Raw genomic sequence first — 17,488 nt, forward strand, 5'->3', positions numbered from 1 at the left:
CTCTTATCGGGTGAAGGTGTCGATGTTCGCTATCCGCCAGCTGCCGCCGGTGCGCACCGCGTCCACCGCGAACATCGCGGCGGCGTACGTGGTCCTGTCGTCCTTCGCGGCGGTGTTGGTGTTGCTCTGGTCCGCGTACACCAGGACCCGTGCACGGTTCCCGTCGATGAGTTCCACTCCGCTCTCGGTGACCGTGGTGGTGAGCACCAGCTTCTGTTTGGCCGCCTGGGCGCGTACCGCGGCGAGCATGTCCTTGTGCTGCTGCACCGCCTTTCCGGTGAGCAGGGTCCGTGCGGCACGGTCCGCCTTGCCGGTGTCCGCGTAGTTGTACGAGAAGAGAGAGTTGACGGCGTTGGTGACCTGGCCCTTGACCTCGGTCGTACGGGCGACATCCGAGAGGGCGACATTGCGCGCCGCGGAGTCGTCGCGCAGTGCGGAGGCATGGGTGCCCGCGTAGGCGGCGAACCCGCCGAGCAGCACGGTCAGCAGCCCGAGCACGACGGGCAGCGGGGCGCGCAGCGGAGTCCGTTTCCCGGCCGCCTGCACATCGTCCGTGCCCGCTTTCGTGTCCGCGTCGAGGACCCGCCCGGCCACCGCGGGCGGCGCATCGGGCTCCGGTTCCTCCGCCACCGGCGCCTTCAGCCGTACAGGCGTCACAGGTGTCGCAGCCGCCAACCGCCGCTGCCGATTGATGAGATGACGGGTCGTCGACATAACGTCCTCAGTTCCTGTCCTGTCCGGATGTCAGCCGGCGGTGTTGCCGACGGGGGCCTGGGCGAGGTTGCTGAGCTTCCAGCCCGCAGAGGTGCGCGTGAGCTCCCCGAGCAGCCGGCTTTCCTTCGCGGCGGGCTTGCCCTTGGGCGCGGTGACCGTGATGCGCAGTGCGACCATCACGCTCGCCTTCCCCGTCCGCTCGTCGAGTTCGGTGACCGCCCCCGAGAGCACCTTCGCCGTGGAGACCGTCTTCGCCTGCTGGATCTGCTTCTCGAACTGCGTGCGCCCGTCGGTCAGTTGCTTGTGGAGGTCGCCGGTCGTGGACGCCTCCCAGGAGTCGAGCCCGCGCGCCAGCTGCTTGTAGTCGAGGGTGTTCATGTTCTGTACGGCCTGCTCCCCCGCCTGCAGTGCGTCGTCCCTGGCCTGCGCATAGCCGGCCGAGTCGTCGTGCGCCGCCGCGTACCAGCTCCAGCCGCCCCAGCCGGCCGCCCCGGCCGCCAGGAGCGCCAGCGCGAGCGCCACGACCGTCAGCGGATTGCGCACCGTCCTCAGACTGAGCATGTACCTCGTCCCCTCCACCTCAACGGGCCTTGATGTCGGTGATCAGCCAGCTGCCGTGGCGCAGTTCGGCGGTGACGGACAGCTGTGCGGCCACCGCTGTGGCTGCTTTCCCCTTGCGCTGGGCGGTCTGGTCGAGGAAGACCAGCAGGTGCGCCTCGCCGCCGCTGAGCCGGACGACTCCCGCCCGTACCGCCTGGGTGGTGAGCGTCAGCTTCTGCTGCACCGCACGCGTCCCGACCTGCCCGAACAGTTCGGTGTACTGCTGGGCCGCCTTGCCCGCGAGCGGTTCGCGGGCCTCCTTCGCGGTGACGCTGGTGTCCTGGGGCGTGTACGAGAAGATCTTGCCGAGGGCGTTGCTGACGTCACCGGCCACCTGGGTGGTGGTCTCGGTGTCGGTCAGCGCGTGGTTGTGGGCGGCCGGGACGTCCCTCAACTGGTGGGCGCGCAGCAGGAATCCGCAACCGCCGAGCACCAGCAGCAGGACGGCCAGGACGCCCGCGAGGAGCCCGCGGTGGCGGCGCCACGGCGCGACCCGTACCGCCTCCTCCGTCTCGGCGTCCGGTGTCTCCGTATCCTCTTCGACCTCTTCGGTGACGCTCACGCCGTCCCCTTCCCCACCGGCACCGCGTTGAGCGCGGTGACCTTCCAGCCGTCCGAGGTGCGGGCGAGCGTGGCCTCGAAGCGTTTACGGTCGCTGGTGGCCGTGCCGCCCTTCGGGGTGATGTCGACGGTGACCGTCGCGATCATCGACGCCGTTCCCGCCCGCTCGTCGAGTGCGGTGAGCGCCGCGTCGGTGACGGTCCCGCGCGCCGAAGTCCCGGCCCTGGCCAGGGTGGTGCGATCGGTGGCCCGTGTCGATTCGAGCTTGTCGTGGAGTGCGCCCGTCGAGGCGTCGAGCCACACCTTCAGGCCGTCGTCCGTGTGGCTCACGTCGAGGGTGTTGAGCTCGGCGACGCGCTCGCGCCCGGCGCTCAGTGCGGCGTCGCGCGAGGCGGAGAACGTCAGCGCGTCGTCGTCGCGCGTCTCCCAGTACACCCATCCGGAGAACCCGCAGAAGAGCAGAGCCGCCACGGCGACCACCCAACCGACCACTCTGGTACGACCGTTCACCGCGCGCCTCCCAGTCCGAGCAGCTCGCTCATGTTCCTCGGGGCGGCCGCGGGCGCCGCCGCCTGTCCCAGTACTCCCGGGAGCGGACCTCCCGCATCGGCTCCCAGGAGCAGGGACCCCGGTTTCGCGGGGGTCGGGACCGCGTGCGTACCCGGCGCGTGCGCCGATCCGCGCACTTCCTTGCCGCTGCTCGCCGGAGCGGTGCAGCGGGCGTCGGTGTTGAGCTCCGAAGTCGGGGTGGTGACATTGCCGTTGCGGTAGTGCGTGCCCTCGTATCCGGTGGTGCAGGGCAGCGGGTCGAAGAAGGTGACCGCCATGCCGAAGCGGGCGCCCTTGTCGTTGACCGCGGTGGATCCGGCGGCTGCGACGGCGGGCAGCTTCACCAGCAGCTCCTCGATGCCGCGCTGCCGGGTGACGGCGATCTCCGAGGTGGTGAGGAGATTGGCGAGCACCACGCTCAGGTTCGGGTTCAGGTCCCTGAGCAGGCCGCTGACCTGGGTGGAGGCCTCGGGGGCTGCGGCGATCAGGTCCCGCAGGTCGGTGTCGGAGGCGACGAGTTGCCCGGCTAGCCCCTTGGCGCCCTTGGCGAAGGACTTGAGAGCGTCGCCCTCCTCCGACTGGGTGCGCAGCACGGTCTCGCCGTCGATCATCAGCTTCGTATTGGTGGGCAGTGCCTTGTCGGCTGCCTGGATGAAGTCGCTGCCGCTGTCCATCAGGACCTGGAGGTCCTCCCCGCGCCCGTTGAGCGCGGTGCCGAATTCATCGACGACCGTGCGCAGGGACTCCAGGTCGACGGCGGAGGAGAAGTCGTTGACGCTGGTCAGGACGTTGGTGACGGGCGCAGGGATGCTGGCGTTCGCCTGGACGATCGTCGAGCCGTCATGCAGGTAGGGGCTGCTGTCGCTCGCCGGCCGCAGGTCGATGTACTGCTCCCCCACCGCCGACAGGTTCGCGACGACGGCCTTGAGGTCGGCGGGGATTCCGGGGGCCGAGTTGTCGATACGGAGCTCGGCCTCCACCCCGTCCTTGGTCAGCCGGATCGGCCCGACGCGTCCCACCGACACACCCCGGTAGGTGACGTTGGAGTGAGTGAACAGCCCACCCGTCTCGGGGAGTTGCACCTTCACCACGTAATAGCCGCGCATTCCGACCAGATGTCCGAGGTCGGCGTAGTGCACCCCGAGATAGCCGAGGACGAGGACGGCGATCAGCAGGAAGGCCAGGTTCTTCAGCCGGATGGCCATGGTGATCATCAGTGGCCGCCTTTCGTGGACGGCGCGGTGATCGAGGGCAGCGGAAGCGGTGCGCTCTGGGCCGTCGCGGAGGGCGTCGGCGAGGGCGTATCGCCGTTGTACGGCGGGATGACGGTGGTGCCGGGCACAGCTGTCACGTTGAGATAGACGTTGAGGTAGTCGCCCTTCACACCCCGGAGCACCTCGTCGGTGAAGGGGTACGTGAAGAGCACCTGCAGCGAGTCGGGCAGGTCCTGTCCCGAGTCCGCCAGCGCCTTGAGCGTCGGGGCGAGCGCCTTCAGGTCGGCGACCATGTCGTCCTTGCTCTTGTCGATGGTGTCGACGGCGACCCCGGAGAGCGTGTCGAGCGCCTTGAGCATGGTGAGCAGCGACCCGCGCTGCTCCTCCAGGACCTTCATGCCGGGACTCAGCCCGGTCAGCACCTTCCCGACCTCCGTCTTCCGCGTGGCAAGGGTCGAGGAGAGCCGGTTGACTCCGTCCAGGGCGTTGGTGATGTCTCCCTTGTGTCCGTCGAGGCTGGTCACCAGGGTGTTGACGCGCTGGAGCATGGAGCGGATCTCCGGCTCGCGGCCGCCGAGTGTCTTGTTGAGCTCGTGACTGATGGTCTTCAGCTGCTGGATGCCGCCGCCGTTGAGCAGCATGGACAGTGCGCCGAAGACCTCTTCGACCTCCGGATTGCGGTTGGTCCGGGTGAGCGGGATGGTCTGCCCGGTCTTCAGCGATGCGGTGGAGGCGCCCTGCGCGGGAGCGGCGAGTTGGATGAACTTCTCACCGAGAAGGCTGGACTGCTCCAGGTGCGCATAGGCGTTCTCGGGCAGCTTCACCTTCCCGTTGATCTTCATGGTGACCTGTGCGGACCAGTTGTCCGGCGAGAGCGTGATCTTCGTGACCCGTCCGACGGGGACGTCGTTGACCTTGACCGCCGACTGGGGCATCAGGTTGAGAACGTCGTTGAAGTCGGCGGTGATCTCGTACGGATGCGAGCCGAGGTCCGCGCCACCGGGCAGCGGCAGACTCTCGATCCCGTTGAAGGAGGGCGCCGAGCACCCGCCGACGATCACGGAGAAGCCGACGACCACAGCCAGGGCTGCCGCAACTCCCGTACCGGTGGCGAGGGTTCGCTTCACTGTCCGGCCCCCTTGCTCTTCGACGGGGAGCCATACACATCGCCGACGACCGGCAGCGGAAGCATGGGCAGCCCGCTCTGCTGCGAGGGCTGGACGGGCACCAGGCCGGCGAGGCCGGCTCCCGCACTGCTGCTCGCGGTGCCCGAACCGTTCAGGGCTTTGTTCATGCTGAGCTCGTTGAGATTGCCGCGCCCGTCGATGGTGCGCTGCACGGGGTCGTAGGAATCGAGCAGGTTCCCGGCGGCCAGCGGCACGGTGTCGAGCATCTCGGCGAGCGAGGCGCGCTGCTTGACGAGGGTGTCGGTGATCGGCCGCAGCTGGTCGACGTTCTTCTTCAGCGCCCCGCGGTTCTTCTCGATGAACGCCTTCACCTGGCCGAGCGCGGAGCCCAGCTCCTTCAGCGCGGCGCCCAGGTTCTCCTTGTCGTCGTCGAGGAATCCGGTGACGGTGGAGAGCTGGTTCTGCGCGTCCCGTACGTTGCCGTCGTTGTTCTTGAGCATCGTCGTGAAGGACTGCAGGTAGGCCAGGGTGTCGAAGAGGTTCGCGCTGCTCTTGTCGAGGGTCTTGCTCGCCTTTCCGAACTGCGCGATCGAGTCGCCGATCGCCTTGCCGTTCCCGTTGAGGTTGGCGGCCCCGGTCTTGAGCAGATCGGCAAGCGCCCCTTGGGAGTTGGCGCCCTTGGGGCCGAGCGCGGTGGCGAGCTTGGTGATGCTCGCGTACAGCTGGTCGACCTCCACGGGCGTGGCGTTGCGGTCGGCGGCGAGTGTGGCGTGGTTCTGGAGTTCGGGCCCCCCGGTGTACGCGGGCGAGAGCTGGACGTACCGGTCGGCGACGACGCTCGGAGCGACGACCACCGCGTGCACATCCGCCGGCGCCTTCACGCCTTTGTCGAGGACGAGCACCACCTTCACCTCCTTGCCCTGCGGTCTGACCGAGTCGACCTTCCCGACCTTCACGCCGAGGATCCGCAGGTCGGACCCGGCGTAGATACCGGTCGCCTGGTCGAAGTAGGCGGTGATCCTGGTCCCGCCCGAGTCGTCGAGGGCGATGACCCCCGAGGTCGCCACGGCGGCCACGGCCGCAAGGGACACGGTGATGGTCACGGCACGTCTGGTGGTGCGCTTCATCGGCTGCCGCCTGACTTCAGCGGGGGCGACATACATCCCTCGTCCGGTGGGGTGCCCGGAGGCAGATAGTTCTTGGGTACGAGGCCGCAGATGTAACTGTCGAACCAGCGGCCATTGCCCAGCGTGTTGCCGACGAGCCGGTAGTAGGGGCCGGCGAGCGACAGCGCCTTGTCGAGGCTCTTGCGGTTCTTCAGCAGTACCGCCGTCACCTTGCTGAGCGCGGTCAGCGTCGGCTGGAGTTGCTTGTCGTTGTCCGCGACGAGCCCCGACAGCTGGGTGCCCAGATCCTTGGTGCCGGTGAGCAGGAGGTGGATGGAGTCCCTGCGGCTCTTGATCTCGCCGAGCAGGGTGTTGCCGTCCTTGAGCAGCGTCTCGAAGGCACTGTTCTTGCCGGACAGCGTCTGGGTCAGCTGCTTGCTGCCCTTGAGCAGCTTGGCCAGCTCGGCATCACGCTCGGAGACGGTCTTCGACAGCGCGGAGAGCCCGTCGGCCGCCGTCTTCACATCGGGCGGCGAGTCCTTGAAGGTCGCCGAGATCGTCTCGAAGCTCTTCGCGAGCTGCGCCGTGTCGATCTCCCCGATGGTGTCGCTCAGCCCGCTGAATGCCTCGGTGACGTCGTACGGCGAGGTGGTGCGGTTCAGCGGGATCCGACTGCCCGGGTCCTGCTTGCCGGTGCCGATCGGGTCGAGCGCCAGGTACTTGTCCCCGAGCAGCGTCTTGATGGCGATGGCGACGGTGCTGGAGTTCCCGACCCAGGCGTCCTTGACCTTGAAGGTCACCTTCACCTTGGCGCCGTCGAGCCCGACGCCCGTCACCTTGCCGACCTTCACTCCGGCGATCCGGACCTCGTCGCCGTCCTTGAGTCCGGCGGACTCGGTGAAGTTCGCGGTGTAGGCCGTCCCCCCGCCGATGATGGGCAGCGAGTCGGCCCGGTAGGCGGCCAGCCCGATCAGGGCGAGGACCAGCAGTCCGACGAGGCTGATGGCGACCGGGTTCATTTCCCGTACGGGCTTCAACCTCATCCCGTGCACCTCGGATCCGTGATCGTGATGCCGGTGGGCGGCTTGCTGCCGTCCGAGGTCTGCACGCCCGTCACCTTCGCTTCGCAGAGATAGAAGTTGAACCACGACCCGTAGGAGGAGAGCCGGGTGATGGCCTGCATCTTCTCTGGGGTCGTCTGCAGGAATCTCTCCAGCTGCGGTGTACTGTCACCCAACTCCTTTGACACGCGCCCGAGTTCGGCGATGTCCTTCTTCAGCGGCGCCCGCCCGTCCTCCAGCAGTCCGGCCGTGGTGGTGGTCAGCCCGCCCATCGCGGTGATCGCGTCGCCGAGCGGCTTGCGGTCTCCGGAGAATCCGGTGACCAGCTGCTGCAGGGTCACGACGAGGTCGTTGAAGTTCGCCTCACGGTCGTTGACGGTGGTCAGGACGGTGTTGAGGTTCTTGATGACCTCACCGATGACCTTGTCCTTGCCGGCCACGGTGGTGGTGAGCGACCCCACGTGCTGGAGCAGGCTGTCGACAGTGCCGCCCTCACCCTGGAGGACCTGCACGATCGATCCGGCGAGCTGATTCATCTCAGTCGGCGCCAGCCCCTGGAAGAGCGGCTGGAATCCGTTGAAGAGCTGGGTCAGGTCGAGTGCCGGGGTGGTGCGCGCCAGCGGGATCGTCGCCCCGACCGCGAAGTGCTGCCCGACGGGCCCGCTCCCCTGGTCGAGGTCGACGTACCGCTGCCCGACCATGTTGAGGTACTTGATCGACGCGGTCACCGAGGCGGGCAGCTCCCGCCCCTTCTTCACCGCGAACTTCACTTCGGCGACCCGCCGGTCGGCGACCTTGATGGACTCGACCTGTCCGACCTTCACTCCGGCGATCCGCACGCTGTCCCCGGCGAGCAGCCCGGTCGCGTCCGTGAAGCGCGCCTTGTAGGAGACGGTGTCGCTCACATCGGAGTTGGCAATGGACAGTCCCAGTACGGCAGTTGCCACCGAGGTGACGACGACGAAGATGGAGGACTTGACGATCGGTCCCGTAAGACTGCGGCGCTTCATTTGAGCTTCACCTCCGCACCGCGGAAGACCGGTCCTGCCAGCAGGCTGCTCCAGTCGGGGAGAGCCTTCGGCTGCACCTTGGCACCGGGCGCCAGCAGTTCGTTGACGAGCTGGTTCTCCTGCGGCGAGTTCGGCAGACCGAGGCTGTCGCTCTTGCTGGTGGCGGTCGCGGCCGTCGGCACGGACTTGCCGATGTACGGGACCGAGTAGCAGTGCGGGCCGCCGCTCGCCGTGTAGGAGGGGGTGTCATTGCCGGGTACGTACTTGCCGAGCGAGGGCACCGACACGACCTCGATGTGCAGCCCCGGCTTGTCGGTCCCCTTGCCGAGGGCCTTGTCCATGGCGGGCACGAAGCCCGCGAGGGTGCGCAGGGTGCAGGGGAACTCGGGCGAGTACTCGGCCAGCACTTCCAGGGTCGGGCGGCTGACGGACGCGAGCCGGATCATGTTGTCCTGGTTCTGGCGCAGGAACGCGGTGATGTCCTGGGCGGTCTTGGTGGTGGACCCGTAGAGCCCGGCGAGTTCGGCCTGCTTCTGTACGAGGGTCGCGCTGGTGGTGGTGAAGTCGTTGAGCGCGGTGAGGATGTCGGGCGAGGCGTCCGCGTACACCTGCGTGACCTTGACCAGTTGCGCGATGTCACGGTTGAGGGTGGGCAGTTGGGGGTTCAGCCTCTTCAGGTGCGCGTCGAGCGTCTCGAAGGTGTCACCGAGCTTCTGGCCGCGCCCGTTGAGTGCGGTGGAGACCGCCGAGAGAGTGGCGGAGAGTTTCTCCGGCTTCACGGCGGTGAGCAGCGGGAGCACATTGTCGAGTACCTGCTCCAGCTCGATGGCGTTGCTGGAGCGGTCCTGCGCGATGGTGTCCCCGACCTGGAGCGGCTCGCTCGATGCGTGGGCGGGCGGCACGAGGGCGACGTACCGCTCCCCGAAGAGGGTCGTCGGCAGCATCTGCGCCGTGACGTCGGAGGGGACCGAGGCGAGCTTGTCGGGCTGGATGGCGAGGGTGAGCTTGGCCCCGGTGCCGTCGGCGCTGATGGACTTGACCTGCCCGATCACCACGCCGCGCAGCTTCACGTCGGCGTTGGGGTGCATCTCGTTGCCGACGGTGTCGGTGTCGACGGTGATGGCGGAGGAGTCGGTGAAGTCCTTCTGGTAGATGGACACCGAAAGCCACACGAGCACGGCGGGAACGACGACGAACACCACTCCGGCGGTACGGCGCCGGACCGTCTGCGCGCTCATCCCGCCACCTTCACGGTCGTCGTGGCACCCCAGATGGCGAGCGAGAGGAAGAAGTCGGTGACGCTGATGAGGACGATGGCGTTACGGACCGACCGGCCGACGGCGACGCCGACGCCGGCGGGGCCGCCGGTGGCGCGGAAGCCGTAGTAGCAGTGGGCGAGGATCACCATCACGCTGAAGATCAGCACTTTGAGCACCGACAGGATCACGTCGTCCGGGGAGAGGAAGAGGTTGAAGTAGTGGTCGTAGGTGCCCGCGGACTGCCCGTTGAACATGACGGTGACCAGGCGCGAGGCGACGTACGAGCTGAGCAGCCCGATGGCGTACAGCGGGATGATCGCGACGACGCCGGCGATGATGCGGGTGGTGACGAGGTACGGCATCGACCGCACGCCCATCCCTTCGAGCGCGTCGATCTCCTCGTTGATGCGCATCGCGCCGAGCTGGGCGGTGAAGCCCGCGCCGACGGTGGCGGAGAGAGCAAGTCCGGCGACGAGGGGGGCGATCTCGCGGGTGTTGAAGTACGCGGAGATGAAACCGGTGAAGGCGGCGGTGCCGATCTGATTGAGGGCGGCGTATCCCTGGAGGCCGACGACGGTGCCGGTGAAGAGGGTCATGCCGATCATCACGCCGATGGTGCCGCCGATGACGCCGAGGCCGCCGGAGCCGAAGGCCACTTCGGCGAGGAGCCGCTGGACCTCTTTGAGGTAGCGGCGCAGGGTGCGCGGGATCCAGATCAAGGCCCGTACGTAGAAGGTGAGTTGGTCGCCTGAGCGATCCAGCCAGCCGAGCATGGACATCGGTCAGCTCCCCTTCGCGGGGACGATCTGGAGATAGACCGCCGTGAGGACCATGTTCACGAAGAAGAGCATCATGAAGGTGATGACGACGGACTGATTGACCGCGTCGCCGACACCCTTGGGGCCGCCGCGGGGGTTGAGCCCGCGGTAGGCGGCGACGATCCCCGCGAGGAAGCCGAAGATCAGCGCCTTGATCTCGCTGATGTACAGGTCGGGGAGCTGGGCGAGCGAGGAGAAGCTGGAGAGGTACGCGCCCGGGGTGCCGCCCTGGAGGATGACGTTGAAGAAGTAGCCCCCGAGCGTACCGACGACGGAGACCAGCCCATTGAGCAGGAGAGCCACGAACATGGTGGCCAACACCCTTGGCACGACAAGCCGTTGGATGGGCGAGACGCCCATGACCTCCATGGCGTCGAGCTCTTCGCGAATCTTTCGCGAGGCGAGGTCGGCGCAGATGGCGGAGCCGCCGGCTCCGGCGATCAGCAGCGCCACGATGAGCGGGCTGGCCTGCTGGATGACGGCGAGGACGCTGGCGCCACCGGTGAAGGACTGGGCGCCGAGCTGCTGGGTGAGCGAGCCGACCTGGAGCGCGATGACGGCCCCGAAGGGGATCGACACGAGCGCGGCGGGGAGGATGGTCACGCTGGCGATGAACCAGAACTGCTCGATGAACTCCCGCATCTGGAACGGCCGCCGGAAGATGTCCCGGCTGACCGCGACGCCGAGCGCGAAGAGCTTCCCGGTCTCACGCAGGGGTGCGAGGACGCGCAGCGGGGGTCTGACGCCCGCATGTCTGGACTCCCCGGAGGGGGCCTCAGGCACCTCCGGCGGCTCGGAGGGCCGAACCGGCAACTGTGCGGTCACTACACGACACCCCCGCCGGCCGGGGCGGCGTAGCTCTTCATGATGACCGCGCGCGCGGGCTCGGGGAGCTGGGCCATCATCCCGAGGACGCGCTCCCTGCGCCGCATGACGGCTCGGCGCTCAGGGAGGCCCGGGGACGGCTCCAACTGCGGCTGAATGGCGCGGGGTTCGTCGAGATAGGCGGCGCTGCCATTCAGCTGCTCGGCGGCCAGGGTCGCCGCGTCCTTCTCCTCGGACATCGCGATGGGGCCTTCGCGCCGTCCGGCCAGGAACTGGGCGACGGCGGGCTCCTGGCTGGTCAGCAGAACCTCGCGCGGCCCGAAGGTCACCAGATTCCGGCAGTACAGCATCCCCATGTTGTCGGGGACGGTGGCGGCGATGTCGAGATTGTGGGTGACAATGAGCATGGTCGCGTCGATCTGCGCGTTGAGATCGATGAGCGTCTGCGACAGGTAGGCGGTGCGTACGGGGTCGAGCCCGGAGTCCGGCTCGTCGCAGAGGATGATCTGCGGGTCGAGGACCAACGCCCGTGCGAGACCGGCCCGTTTGCGCATACCGCCGGATATCTCACCGGGCAGCTTGCCCTCGGCGCCCAGCAGTCCGACGACATCCATCCGCTCCATCACGATGCGACGGATTTCGGACTCTTTCTTCTTCGTGTGTTCGCGCAGCGGGAAGGCGATGTTGTCGAAGAGCGTCATCGACCCGAAGAGCGCGCCGTCCTGGAACATCAGGCCGAAGAGCTTGCGGGTCTCATTGATGTCGCGCTCACGGCCGTTGACCATGTCGACGCCATTGATGAGGACGCGCCCGCGTTCCGGTTTGAGCAGCCCGATGAGCGACTTCAGGAAAACGGTCTTGCCCGTACCCGAGGGGCCGAGCATGACGCTGACTTCCCCGGCGGGGAGCGTGAGTGTCACGTCCTGCCAGATGTTCTGCTTGCCAAAGGACTTGGTAAGACCTTCGACGACTACTTCGATTCCCATCTCACCTCCTGCATGCACTCACGTTGTGACAGAAGTGCACCGAGAGGCGCACGGTAGGTTCACATTCACCGCCAGGACAAGCCCTTGAGCAGGGAATTCGCCAAGATCCGCATTCCTTGTCACTCGATGACAAGTCCACTCGGAAATCTTGTCGAAAAGTGCGCACCCAGGGCCTGTTGTGCAGGTGGGGCCCCATGACTCAGGGGGCCGGAGCCACAAGGCCCCACCTCGAAAGCTGCACCCGGCGGGAGGGATCGGCCGGTGAGCTCTCCGGTATGGAATCCCGCACGAAGGGGGCGTGACGGGACTCCATGTCTGACATGTGAGCAACCCCCTACTCAGTCGTACGAGTTGCCCGCGAGAGCGACGTTACGACCGAGTAACCTGCCCCGCAATACCAGTTCTCGAAGTTTCCGCACGGCTCTGACCAGCCACGTTTTTCTTGGCGCCGACTGAGCAGGCGGGCGCGAAAACTTATCGGCCGGTGACAAATGAGGATGCCGTTCCGTGCACGGTGCAGGGGAGACTCCAAACCGCTTTGTCGATAAGCGATGACGTTTGCGGCTCAGACGTCCAGCTCCGCCCAGACCGACTTCCCGACGGAAAGGCTGTCCACGTCCCAACGGGCGGCGAGCGTACGGACGATGAGCAGCCCGCGCCCGAACTGCGCATCGGCATCCGCCGTACGCGGTTCGGGCCGGCGCTCTCCTTTGGGGTCGGTCACGGCCATGCGGAGGACGGCCCCGGCGAGGAAGAGCTCCACCCGGAAGAGCCGGTCGCGCAGGCAGCCGTGGAGCAGGGCGTTGGTGGCGAGTTCGCTCACGATGACGGCGGCGTCTCCGGCGACCCCGGGGTGCCCCCACTCCGCGACGAGCCGCGCGGTCCGGCGCCGGGCGAGCGGGATGTTCTGCGGGAACGGGGTGTAACTGACGACGTCGTATCGGATGACGGGGTCGTTCACTGACACGCACCTCCTTGTGCGGTCGGGCGCCACAGGGGCCAACTGGGGCCACCCTGTGAGCAGTTCGTCACCGAAGGTAGTGCCGCCAACACGAACCGCGCAAGCACTCTCGGAGATATATATCCCCGAGAGTGGCTTGTCTGCCCTAGGGATCAACTGCACACTGGGCAACGTGAATCAGGACAAGCTGGGGAACCGGGTGTCGACCGTCCTCGCCCGCAAGCTGGGGGGTGAGCTGCTACGCCTGCGCGATGCCGCCGGCCTCACTCAGCCGCAAGCGGCAGAGGCGCTCACCGCGACCGCGGCGAAGGTAGCCAAGATGGAGCGCGGCTGGGTTCCGTTCCGCGATCCGGACATCATCGCCCTGTGCAAGCGGTACGGAGTCGAGGACGACCGGACCGTCGACGGGCTGCTGCGCCTCGCCAAGCTCGACCGCGATCGACGCAAGGCCAAGGGCTGGTGGCAGAACACTCCCCACGCCGGAGGACTGGCCGAGTACATCGCGATGGAGGACGCGGCGTCCTCGATCCGCGCATGGCAACTGTCGTTGATCCCCGGCTTGTTCCAGACATCTGCCTATGTGCGGACGCTGGCCGTCAGCGACGGCATGTGGGAGAACCCTGACGACATCGAGCGGGTCGTCGAGGTGCGTCTGCGACGCCAGGCCCGGCTCGCAGGCGAGTCACCGCTGCGCGTGCACGCGGTGATCTGGGAGGCCGCTCTCCGCCAGGAGATCGGTGGCCCCGAGGTGATGCGCGAACAACTCGCCCACCTCCTTGAGGTGAGCGAGCAGCCGAACGTCCACGTGCAGGTGCTGCCGTTCCGCGCAGGCGGACACCCCTGTGTCGGCGGGGCGTTCAACATCCTGTCGTTCGCCGATGCTGACGCCATAGACGTGGTCCACGTCGACACCATGGCTTCTACAGTGTGGATCGAGAACGCCCCGGAGAGCACGAGCTACAGCACGTTCTTCGACCGTACGGCGAGACTGAGCCTGTCGCCGCACGACTCCGCTCGACTCATCGACAGCATCAGCAAGGGAATGTGACCCGTGACCCGCTACGAGTTCGTGAAGTCCACGCACAGCACGTCGACAGGCGAGTGCGTCGAGGTCGCGCGCAACATCCCCGGCACAGTCGCCGTACGGGACTCCAAGACCCCGACGGGTCCCATACTCCGCCTGGCGCCCGCCACTTGGAGCGCCTTCCGGCAGCACATCGTCTGCGCTCCCTGAGCCCAACACGTACGCCCGGCCCCTCGTGAGGGCCGGGCGAGTCATGGACCATGTCGCGCGCGGCGACTACTGCGCGGCGGTGTGCCAGTACTGGGAGAGCAGCGCGCCGTCGTTGGGTGCGACGGCTGCGGGGCCGTTGACGCCGCCCAGGTAGGTCGACGCGCTGTTCAGCACCACGTTGTTGTTCCCGGCGGCTGATGGCAGGCTGGTCTTGAGGTTGACCGCCCAGTCGAGCAGGCCCAGACCGCAGCCGCTGGCCCCCGGAACCGCGTAGGTGGAGTCACTCTGGTCCGCGCCGATGAGGGCGAGACGGGTCGCGACGCCGGCCGTGTTGGGTGTGCCGTCGGCGTCGAAGCGCTGGGTTGCGATCGTGGGCTTGGTCAGGTTCTGCGGGCGCAGCACGATGGGGTTCGAGGTCGATCCGATGTAGCAGTTGCTGCCCAGGAACGTGTTCTCCAGGTGGATACGTACGGGCAGCGCGATGATCTGCTGTCCCGTCGTGGTCCCTGCGATGAGCTTGAAGTCGCTGGGGCTGTTCACCGACTCGATGGTCGCAGTGACCCTGTTCAGGCTCACGTTCGTGATCTGCTTGCAGATGCTGCTGACCACGGGGATGTCACTGGGGCACATCAGTCCCAGGAGTCCCCCCGGAAGCTGGGCGGAGTCGGCTATCAGCGCACCGCCGGGCGGCGAGATCAGCGTCGATGTACCGCCAGGGTGCGTGACGACGCCGAGTTGGAGGTCACTGGCCCCGGTGGGCACCACCGAGCTGCCGAGTTTGATGGAGCCGGCGGCCGAGTGCGAGGAGAGGCACAGCGCGGTGTCGATCTTCCCGTCGGCGGCCAGCATGGCGGGGGCGTCCACCGGACAGCGAGTGAACGGCGCCCAGTTGCCGCTCAGTTCAGTGGCGGCGGAGGCCGTGCCCATGGAGACGAGTGCGGTGAGCGCGGTGAGAGCGGCGAGCAGGCCCAGGCGCACTCGGGTCGGTGAGGGTCTCATTTCTTCCTCTCGTGATGGGGGCTATTTTCCGGGGAGCGGGGGGATCACCGGGGGGCAATTGTTCTTGGAGGGGTTTGAATACTGCGGCTGGCATGCAACGCCCTGGTTCATGTCAATCTGATTGCCGTTCCCACTGATTGCCGCCGTGAAGATCGGACTCAGGTCTTCTTCGGAAGTTCCACAGCCGGAGAAGCGTGGAATGTTGACCTTTCCGGTGAGCGGCCCCCCGAGGACGACATTTTTGTAGATCCTGAAATCGCCGTCGAACCTCACCTTGAAAGGCTTTTCGGTCCTGCAGCTGTTTCCTACATCCAAGGGGACGCCATTCACCTTGACGTCGAACACGCGCAGTGTCTGCATGAACGAGATGACGGCGAAGTCCGTCTTGTTCGGCGGGGATCCGATACTCCCCGTGAAGATGGACATGGGTCCTGTTTCGAACGCCACCTTCGCGGTGACCGGCATGAATCCGAACGTCAGGAAAGTGGACTCGGCATCAGGGAGATCGATCGACGCAATGGAGTCGAACCGCTGGTAGTACCCGTCCTTGGCCCCACGCGTCACGGAGTACATGTTCGCCAACGCGCTGATCAGCGCGGGCTTTTTGCTCGGATCGTTGATGATCATGGACCCGTTGAGCTTCGTCACCGTGGCGTAGCCAACAGCGTAGGCACACACACCGGTCGCGGTGGCAATGCGTCGGCGAACTGGCTCTACCGGGCCGGGAGTCCACGGCGGAGCGTCGCTGACATCGGGCTCTCCGGTAGGAGTGGGCGGGCATACGAAGGTCGGATCCGCGGGCGCGGCCTGGGGACCGACCGCAAGGCCGTCACGGCGTTCCCCGCCCGGCTCCCCGGGCTGCCGGGTCTCCGACGCTCCCGGGGTGTCGCCGCCGGACCCCCCGGACACCGGAACCGTGGCCAGGAGCCCTTTCTGGCCGCCTCCCAGTTCGCAGGTCACCGACACCGCCGCCGGGGCGGGTCCCCCTTCGTCGGGGGCGGCAGGCTGCAGCTCCAGCCTCAGCCGACCTGCGGTGACGGTGACATCTCCCGGAGAGCCCACCGTCACGGTCGGAACCTCTCCCGAGTGAACGAGAAGAAGGTCTCCCTCCGCAGGCACGGAGATGTTCGGAGCTGTGAGACCGGTCCACTGCGCGGTCGCCGTATCACTGTTCTGCGCCACTCTGACATCGAGCGTCGCGGAGCTGACCACCGCTGAAGTACCGGCGGGGAGCAGGGTTTGCAGGTCGGCGTGTGCCAGCGCCGTGGTGACCTCGACCCTCCCTGGCTGGATGGGCTGCCCCACCGTGCCTGACACCGGGGAGGAGACCGCGATCCCGACGGTGACCTGCCGGCTCCCCGAAGGCAGTCGGCAGTCGTACGAGGGCGACGCGGCAATCTTCTGCTCGTCCGCGGCCGACCCCGCTCCCGACAACAGCCCGCCCAGAATGACGACGGCCGCCATGGAAGCCAGCCGCGCAGAGCGCCTGTTGCCGATCGCAGCACTCTTCACCTTCATATCCGCCCTGCCTTATCCCCTGAAGTCCCCGTACACCGTGCGACGTGCCGGGGTGGTAACAGGGCTGCCCCCTGTTACCACCCCGGACCGAACCGTGAGCAGAGGTGAACTGCTACGCGGGCGTGATGGTCATCCCCGGCGACACCGCAAAGCTGGCGTTGAACTGGGCAACGTCATCGTCACTGATGAGTCCGAGGCAGTCGGCATTGGACGCCACCAGATCGACACCCGTTCCGTCGATGACGAGTGCGTGGGTGTCGTTCTCGTAGTGGCCGTACACGGTGCCGGCGAAGTCGGCCGTGCAGAGCGGGCCTTCGATGTGCGCGCTGATCCCGGACACCCTGCCGTCGACCCAGTTCGCGTTTCCGGAATTCACTCCGGTGACGCTGAGGTTCCAGGGAGTGGCCGTCATCGTGACGTCGAAGTCGAGGCCACCCACACTGCAGGTGTTGAAGGCAATGTTGCCGATGGAGCCGATGTTGATCCCGTCGGCGTCGCTGGTCGCGATGCTCCCAGTGGCGTCGGCGGAGTCACATATGAGCTGCGCCGACGGCACATCCAGGGTCGGGTTGACCGCGTGTGCGGTGAAGCTTCCGCCGGGGCTGACTGTCCAGGCGCCTTGGGTTGTTGCCGATGCCGAGGCGACGGTGAGGCCCAGGGCCGCGCCCATAGCTGCTGTGGTGACTGCGACTCTAAGTGCCATCTTCCGCATGGTTCGTGTTCCCTTCATCGAGTGTCTACGAACTCGGAGCGCGCCGTCTCCCGGAGAGGCGGCGGTCTTCCAGATGTGCACACATCAGGGGATCGGCGTCATCTCCCGCAATTCCGCCTGTTCCCACCGTGCGGCGATGACGCTACGAGCGAGTAACCTTCTCGGCAATAGGTTGCGCCGAAGAAAGTCGGAACTGCCTTTCACCGGCAGATTTTCTGTCTCCGAGTGAGTAAT

19 protein-coding genes are annotated in these 17,488 nt (G+C 66.9%); 2 read left to right on the top strand and 17 right to left on the bottom strand.

Features of this window, described 5'->3' with window-relative positions:
• Positions 1–3 precede the first annotated feature (3 nt).
• The 14 genes from AB0H78_RS04645 to AB0H78_RS04710 all read right to left on the bottom strand — a co-directional run bounded on the left by AB0H78_RS04645 (position 4) and on the right by AB0H78_RS04710 (position 12,791).
• Positions 4–714, bottom strand: a complete 711-nt coding sequence (locus AB0H78_RS04645; protein WP_363232771.1) for a hypothetical protein — start codon at positions 712–714, stop codon at positions 4–6.
• A 30-nt stretch (positions 715–744) separates the two neighbouring features.
• Complete coding sequence (locus AB0H78_RS04650) at positions 745–1,275, bottom strand: hypothetical protein (RefSeq protein WP_363232772.1); 531 nt, start codon at positions 1,273–1,275, stop codon at positions 745–747.
• Positions 1,276–1,294: 19 nt separating this feature from the next.
• On the bottom strand, positions 1,295–1,876 hold the full coding sequence (locus AB0H78_RS04655) for a hypothetical protein (protein ID WP_363232773.1): 582 nt from the start codon (positions 1,874–1,876) through the stop codon (positions 1,295–1,297).
• Positions 1,873–2,385, bottom strand: a complete 513-nt coding sequence (locus AB0H78_RS04660) for a hypothetical protein (RefSeq protein WP_363232774.1) — start codon at positions 2,383–2,385, stop codon at positions 1,873–1,875. Before AB0H78_RS04660 ends, AB0H78_RS04655 begins: the two co-directional genes overlap by 4 nt.
• Complete coding sequence (locus AB0H78_RS04665; protein WP_363232775.1) at positions 2,382–3,638, bottom strand: MlaD family protein; 1,257 nt, start codon at positions 3,636–3,638, stop codon at positions 2,382–2,384. Before AB0H78_RS04665 ends, AB0H78_RS04660 begins: the two co-directional genes overlap by 4 nt.
• A complete protein-coding gene (locus tag AB0H78_RS04670; protein ID WP_363233423.1) occupies positions 3,638–4,723 on the bottom strand; it encodes an MCE family protein in 1,086 nt (361 codons plus the stop codon). The genes AB0H78_RS04665 and AB0H78_RS04670 overlap by 1 nt, the downstream gene beginning before the upstream one ends.
• 38 nt (positions 4,724–4,761) lie before the next feature.
• Positions 4,762–5,892, bottom strand: coding sequence for an MCE family protein (locus AB0H78_RS04675; RefSeq protein ID WP_363232776.1), 1,131 nt, complete (start codon positions 5,890–5,892; stop codon positions 4,762–4,764).
• Positions 5,889–6,914 (bottom strand): MCE family protein, encoded by a 1,026-nt coding sequence (locus tag AB0H78_RS04680; protein ID WP_363232777.1) that lies wholly within the window; start codon positions 6,912–6,914, stop codon positions 5,889–5,891. The genes AB0H78_RS04675 and AB0H78_RS04680 overlap by 4 nt, the downstream gene beginning before the upstream one ends.
• Positions 6,911–7,942, bottom strand: a complete 1,032-nt coding sequence (locus tag AB0H78_RS04685) for an MCE family protein (protein WP_363232778.1) — start codon at positions 7,940–7,942, stop codon at positions 6,911–6,913. The genes AB0H78_RS04680 and AB0H78_RS04685 overlap by 4 nt, the downstream gene beginning before the upstream one ends.
• Positions 7,939–9,180, bottom strand: coding sequence for an MCE family protein (locus AB0H78_RS04690; protein WP_363232779.1), 1,242 nt, complete (start codon positions 9,178–9,180; stop codon positions 7,939–7,941). The genes AB0H78_RS04685 and AB0H78_RS04690 overlap by 4 nt, the downstream gene beginning before the upstream one ends.
• Positions 9,177–9,980 (bottom strand): ABC transporter permease, encoded by an 804-nt coding sequence (locus AB0H78_RS04695; protein WP_363232780.1) that lies wholly within the window; start codon positions 9,978–9,980, stop codon positions 9,177–9,179. Before AB0H78_RS04695 ends, AB0H78_RS04690 begins: the two co-directional genes overlap by 4 nt.
• A gap of 3 nt (positions 9,981–9,983) precedes the next feature.
• Positions 9,984–10,844 (bottom strand): ABC transporter permease, encoded by an 861-nt coding sequence (locus AB0H78_RS04700; protein ID WP_363232781.1) that lies wholly within the window; start codon positions 10,842–10,844, stop codon positions 9,984–9,986.
• Positions 10,844–11,830, bottom strand: coding sequence for an ATP-binding cassette domain-containing protein (locus AB0H78_RS04705; protein WP_363232782.1), 987 nt, complete (start codon positions 11,828–11,830; stop codon positions 10,844–10,846). The genes AB0H78_RS04700 and AB0H78_RS04705 overlap by 1 nt, the downstream gene beginning before the upstream one ends.
• Positions 11,831–12,395: 565 nt before the next feature.
• Entirely contained in the window at positions 12,396–12,791 is a 396-nt protein-coding gene (locus AB0H78_RS04710; RefSeq protein WP_363232783.1) for an ATP-binding protein, read from the bottom strand.
• A gap of 172 nt (positions 12,792–12,963) precedes the next feature.
• Here AB0H78_RS04710 and AB0H78_RS04715 point away from each other — a divergent pair, with 172 nt between their 5' ends.
• Positions 12,964–13,839 (top strand): helix-turn-helix transcriptional regulator, encoded by an 876-nt coding sequence (locus AB0H78_RS04715; RefSeq protein ID WP_363232784.1) that lies wholly within the window; start codon positions 12,964–12,966, stop codon positions 13,837–13,839.
• A gap of 3 nt (positions 13,840–13,842) precedes the next feature.
• Positions 13,843–14,025, top strand: coding sequence for a DUF397 domain-containing protein (locus AB0H78_RS04720; RefSeq protein WP_363232785.1), 183 nt, complete (start codon positions 13,843–13,845; stop codon positions 14,023–14,025).
• Positions 14,026–14,091: 66 nt separating this feature from the next.
• On the opposite strand, the gene AB0H78_RS04725 is transcribed toward AB0H78_RS04720, so the two are convergent.
• From AB0H78_RS04725 to AB0H78_RS04735, 3 genes are all read right to left on the bottom strand, one after another.
• Positions 14,092–15,024: a hypothetical protein gene (locus AB0H78_RS04725; RefSeq protein WP_363232786.1), complete on the bottom strand. Its 933-nt coding sequence runs from the start codon at positions 15,022–15,024 to the stop codon at positions 14,092–14,094.
• 21 nt (positions 15,025–15,045) lie between these two features.
• Positions 15,046–16,542, bottom strand: a complete 1,497-nt coding sequence (locus AB0H78_RS04730) for a DUF6801 domain-containing protein (RefSeq protein ID WP_363232787.1) — start codon at positions 16,540–16,542, stop codon at positions 15,046–15,048.
• A gap of 112 nt (positions 16,543–16,654) precedes the next feature.
• Complete coding sequence (locus tag AB0H78_RS04735) at positions 16,655–17,254, bottom strand: hypothetical protein (RefSeq protein ID WP_363232788.1); 600 nt, start codon at positions 17,252–17,254, stop codon at positions 16,655–16,657.
• Positions 17,255–17,488: the final 234 nt, after the last annotated feature.

It is taken from the genome of Streptomyces sp. NPDC050738 (genome assembly GCF_040654175.1).
Lineage (GTDB): Bacteria > Actinomycetota > Actinomycetes > Streptomycetales > Streptomycetaceae > Streptomyces.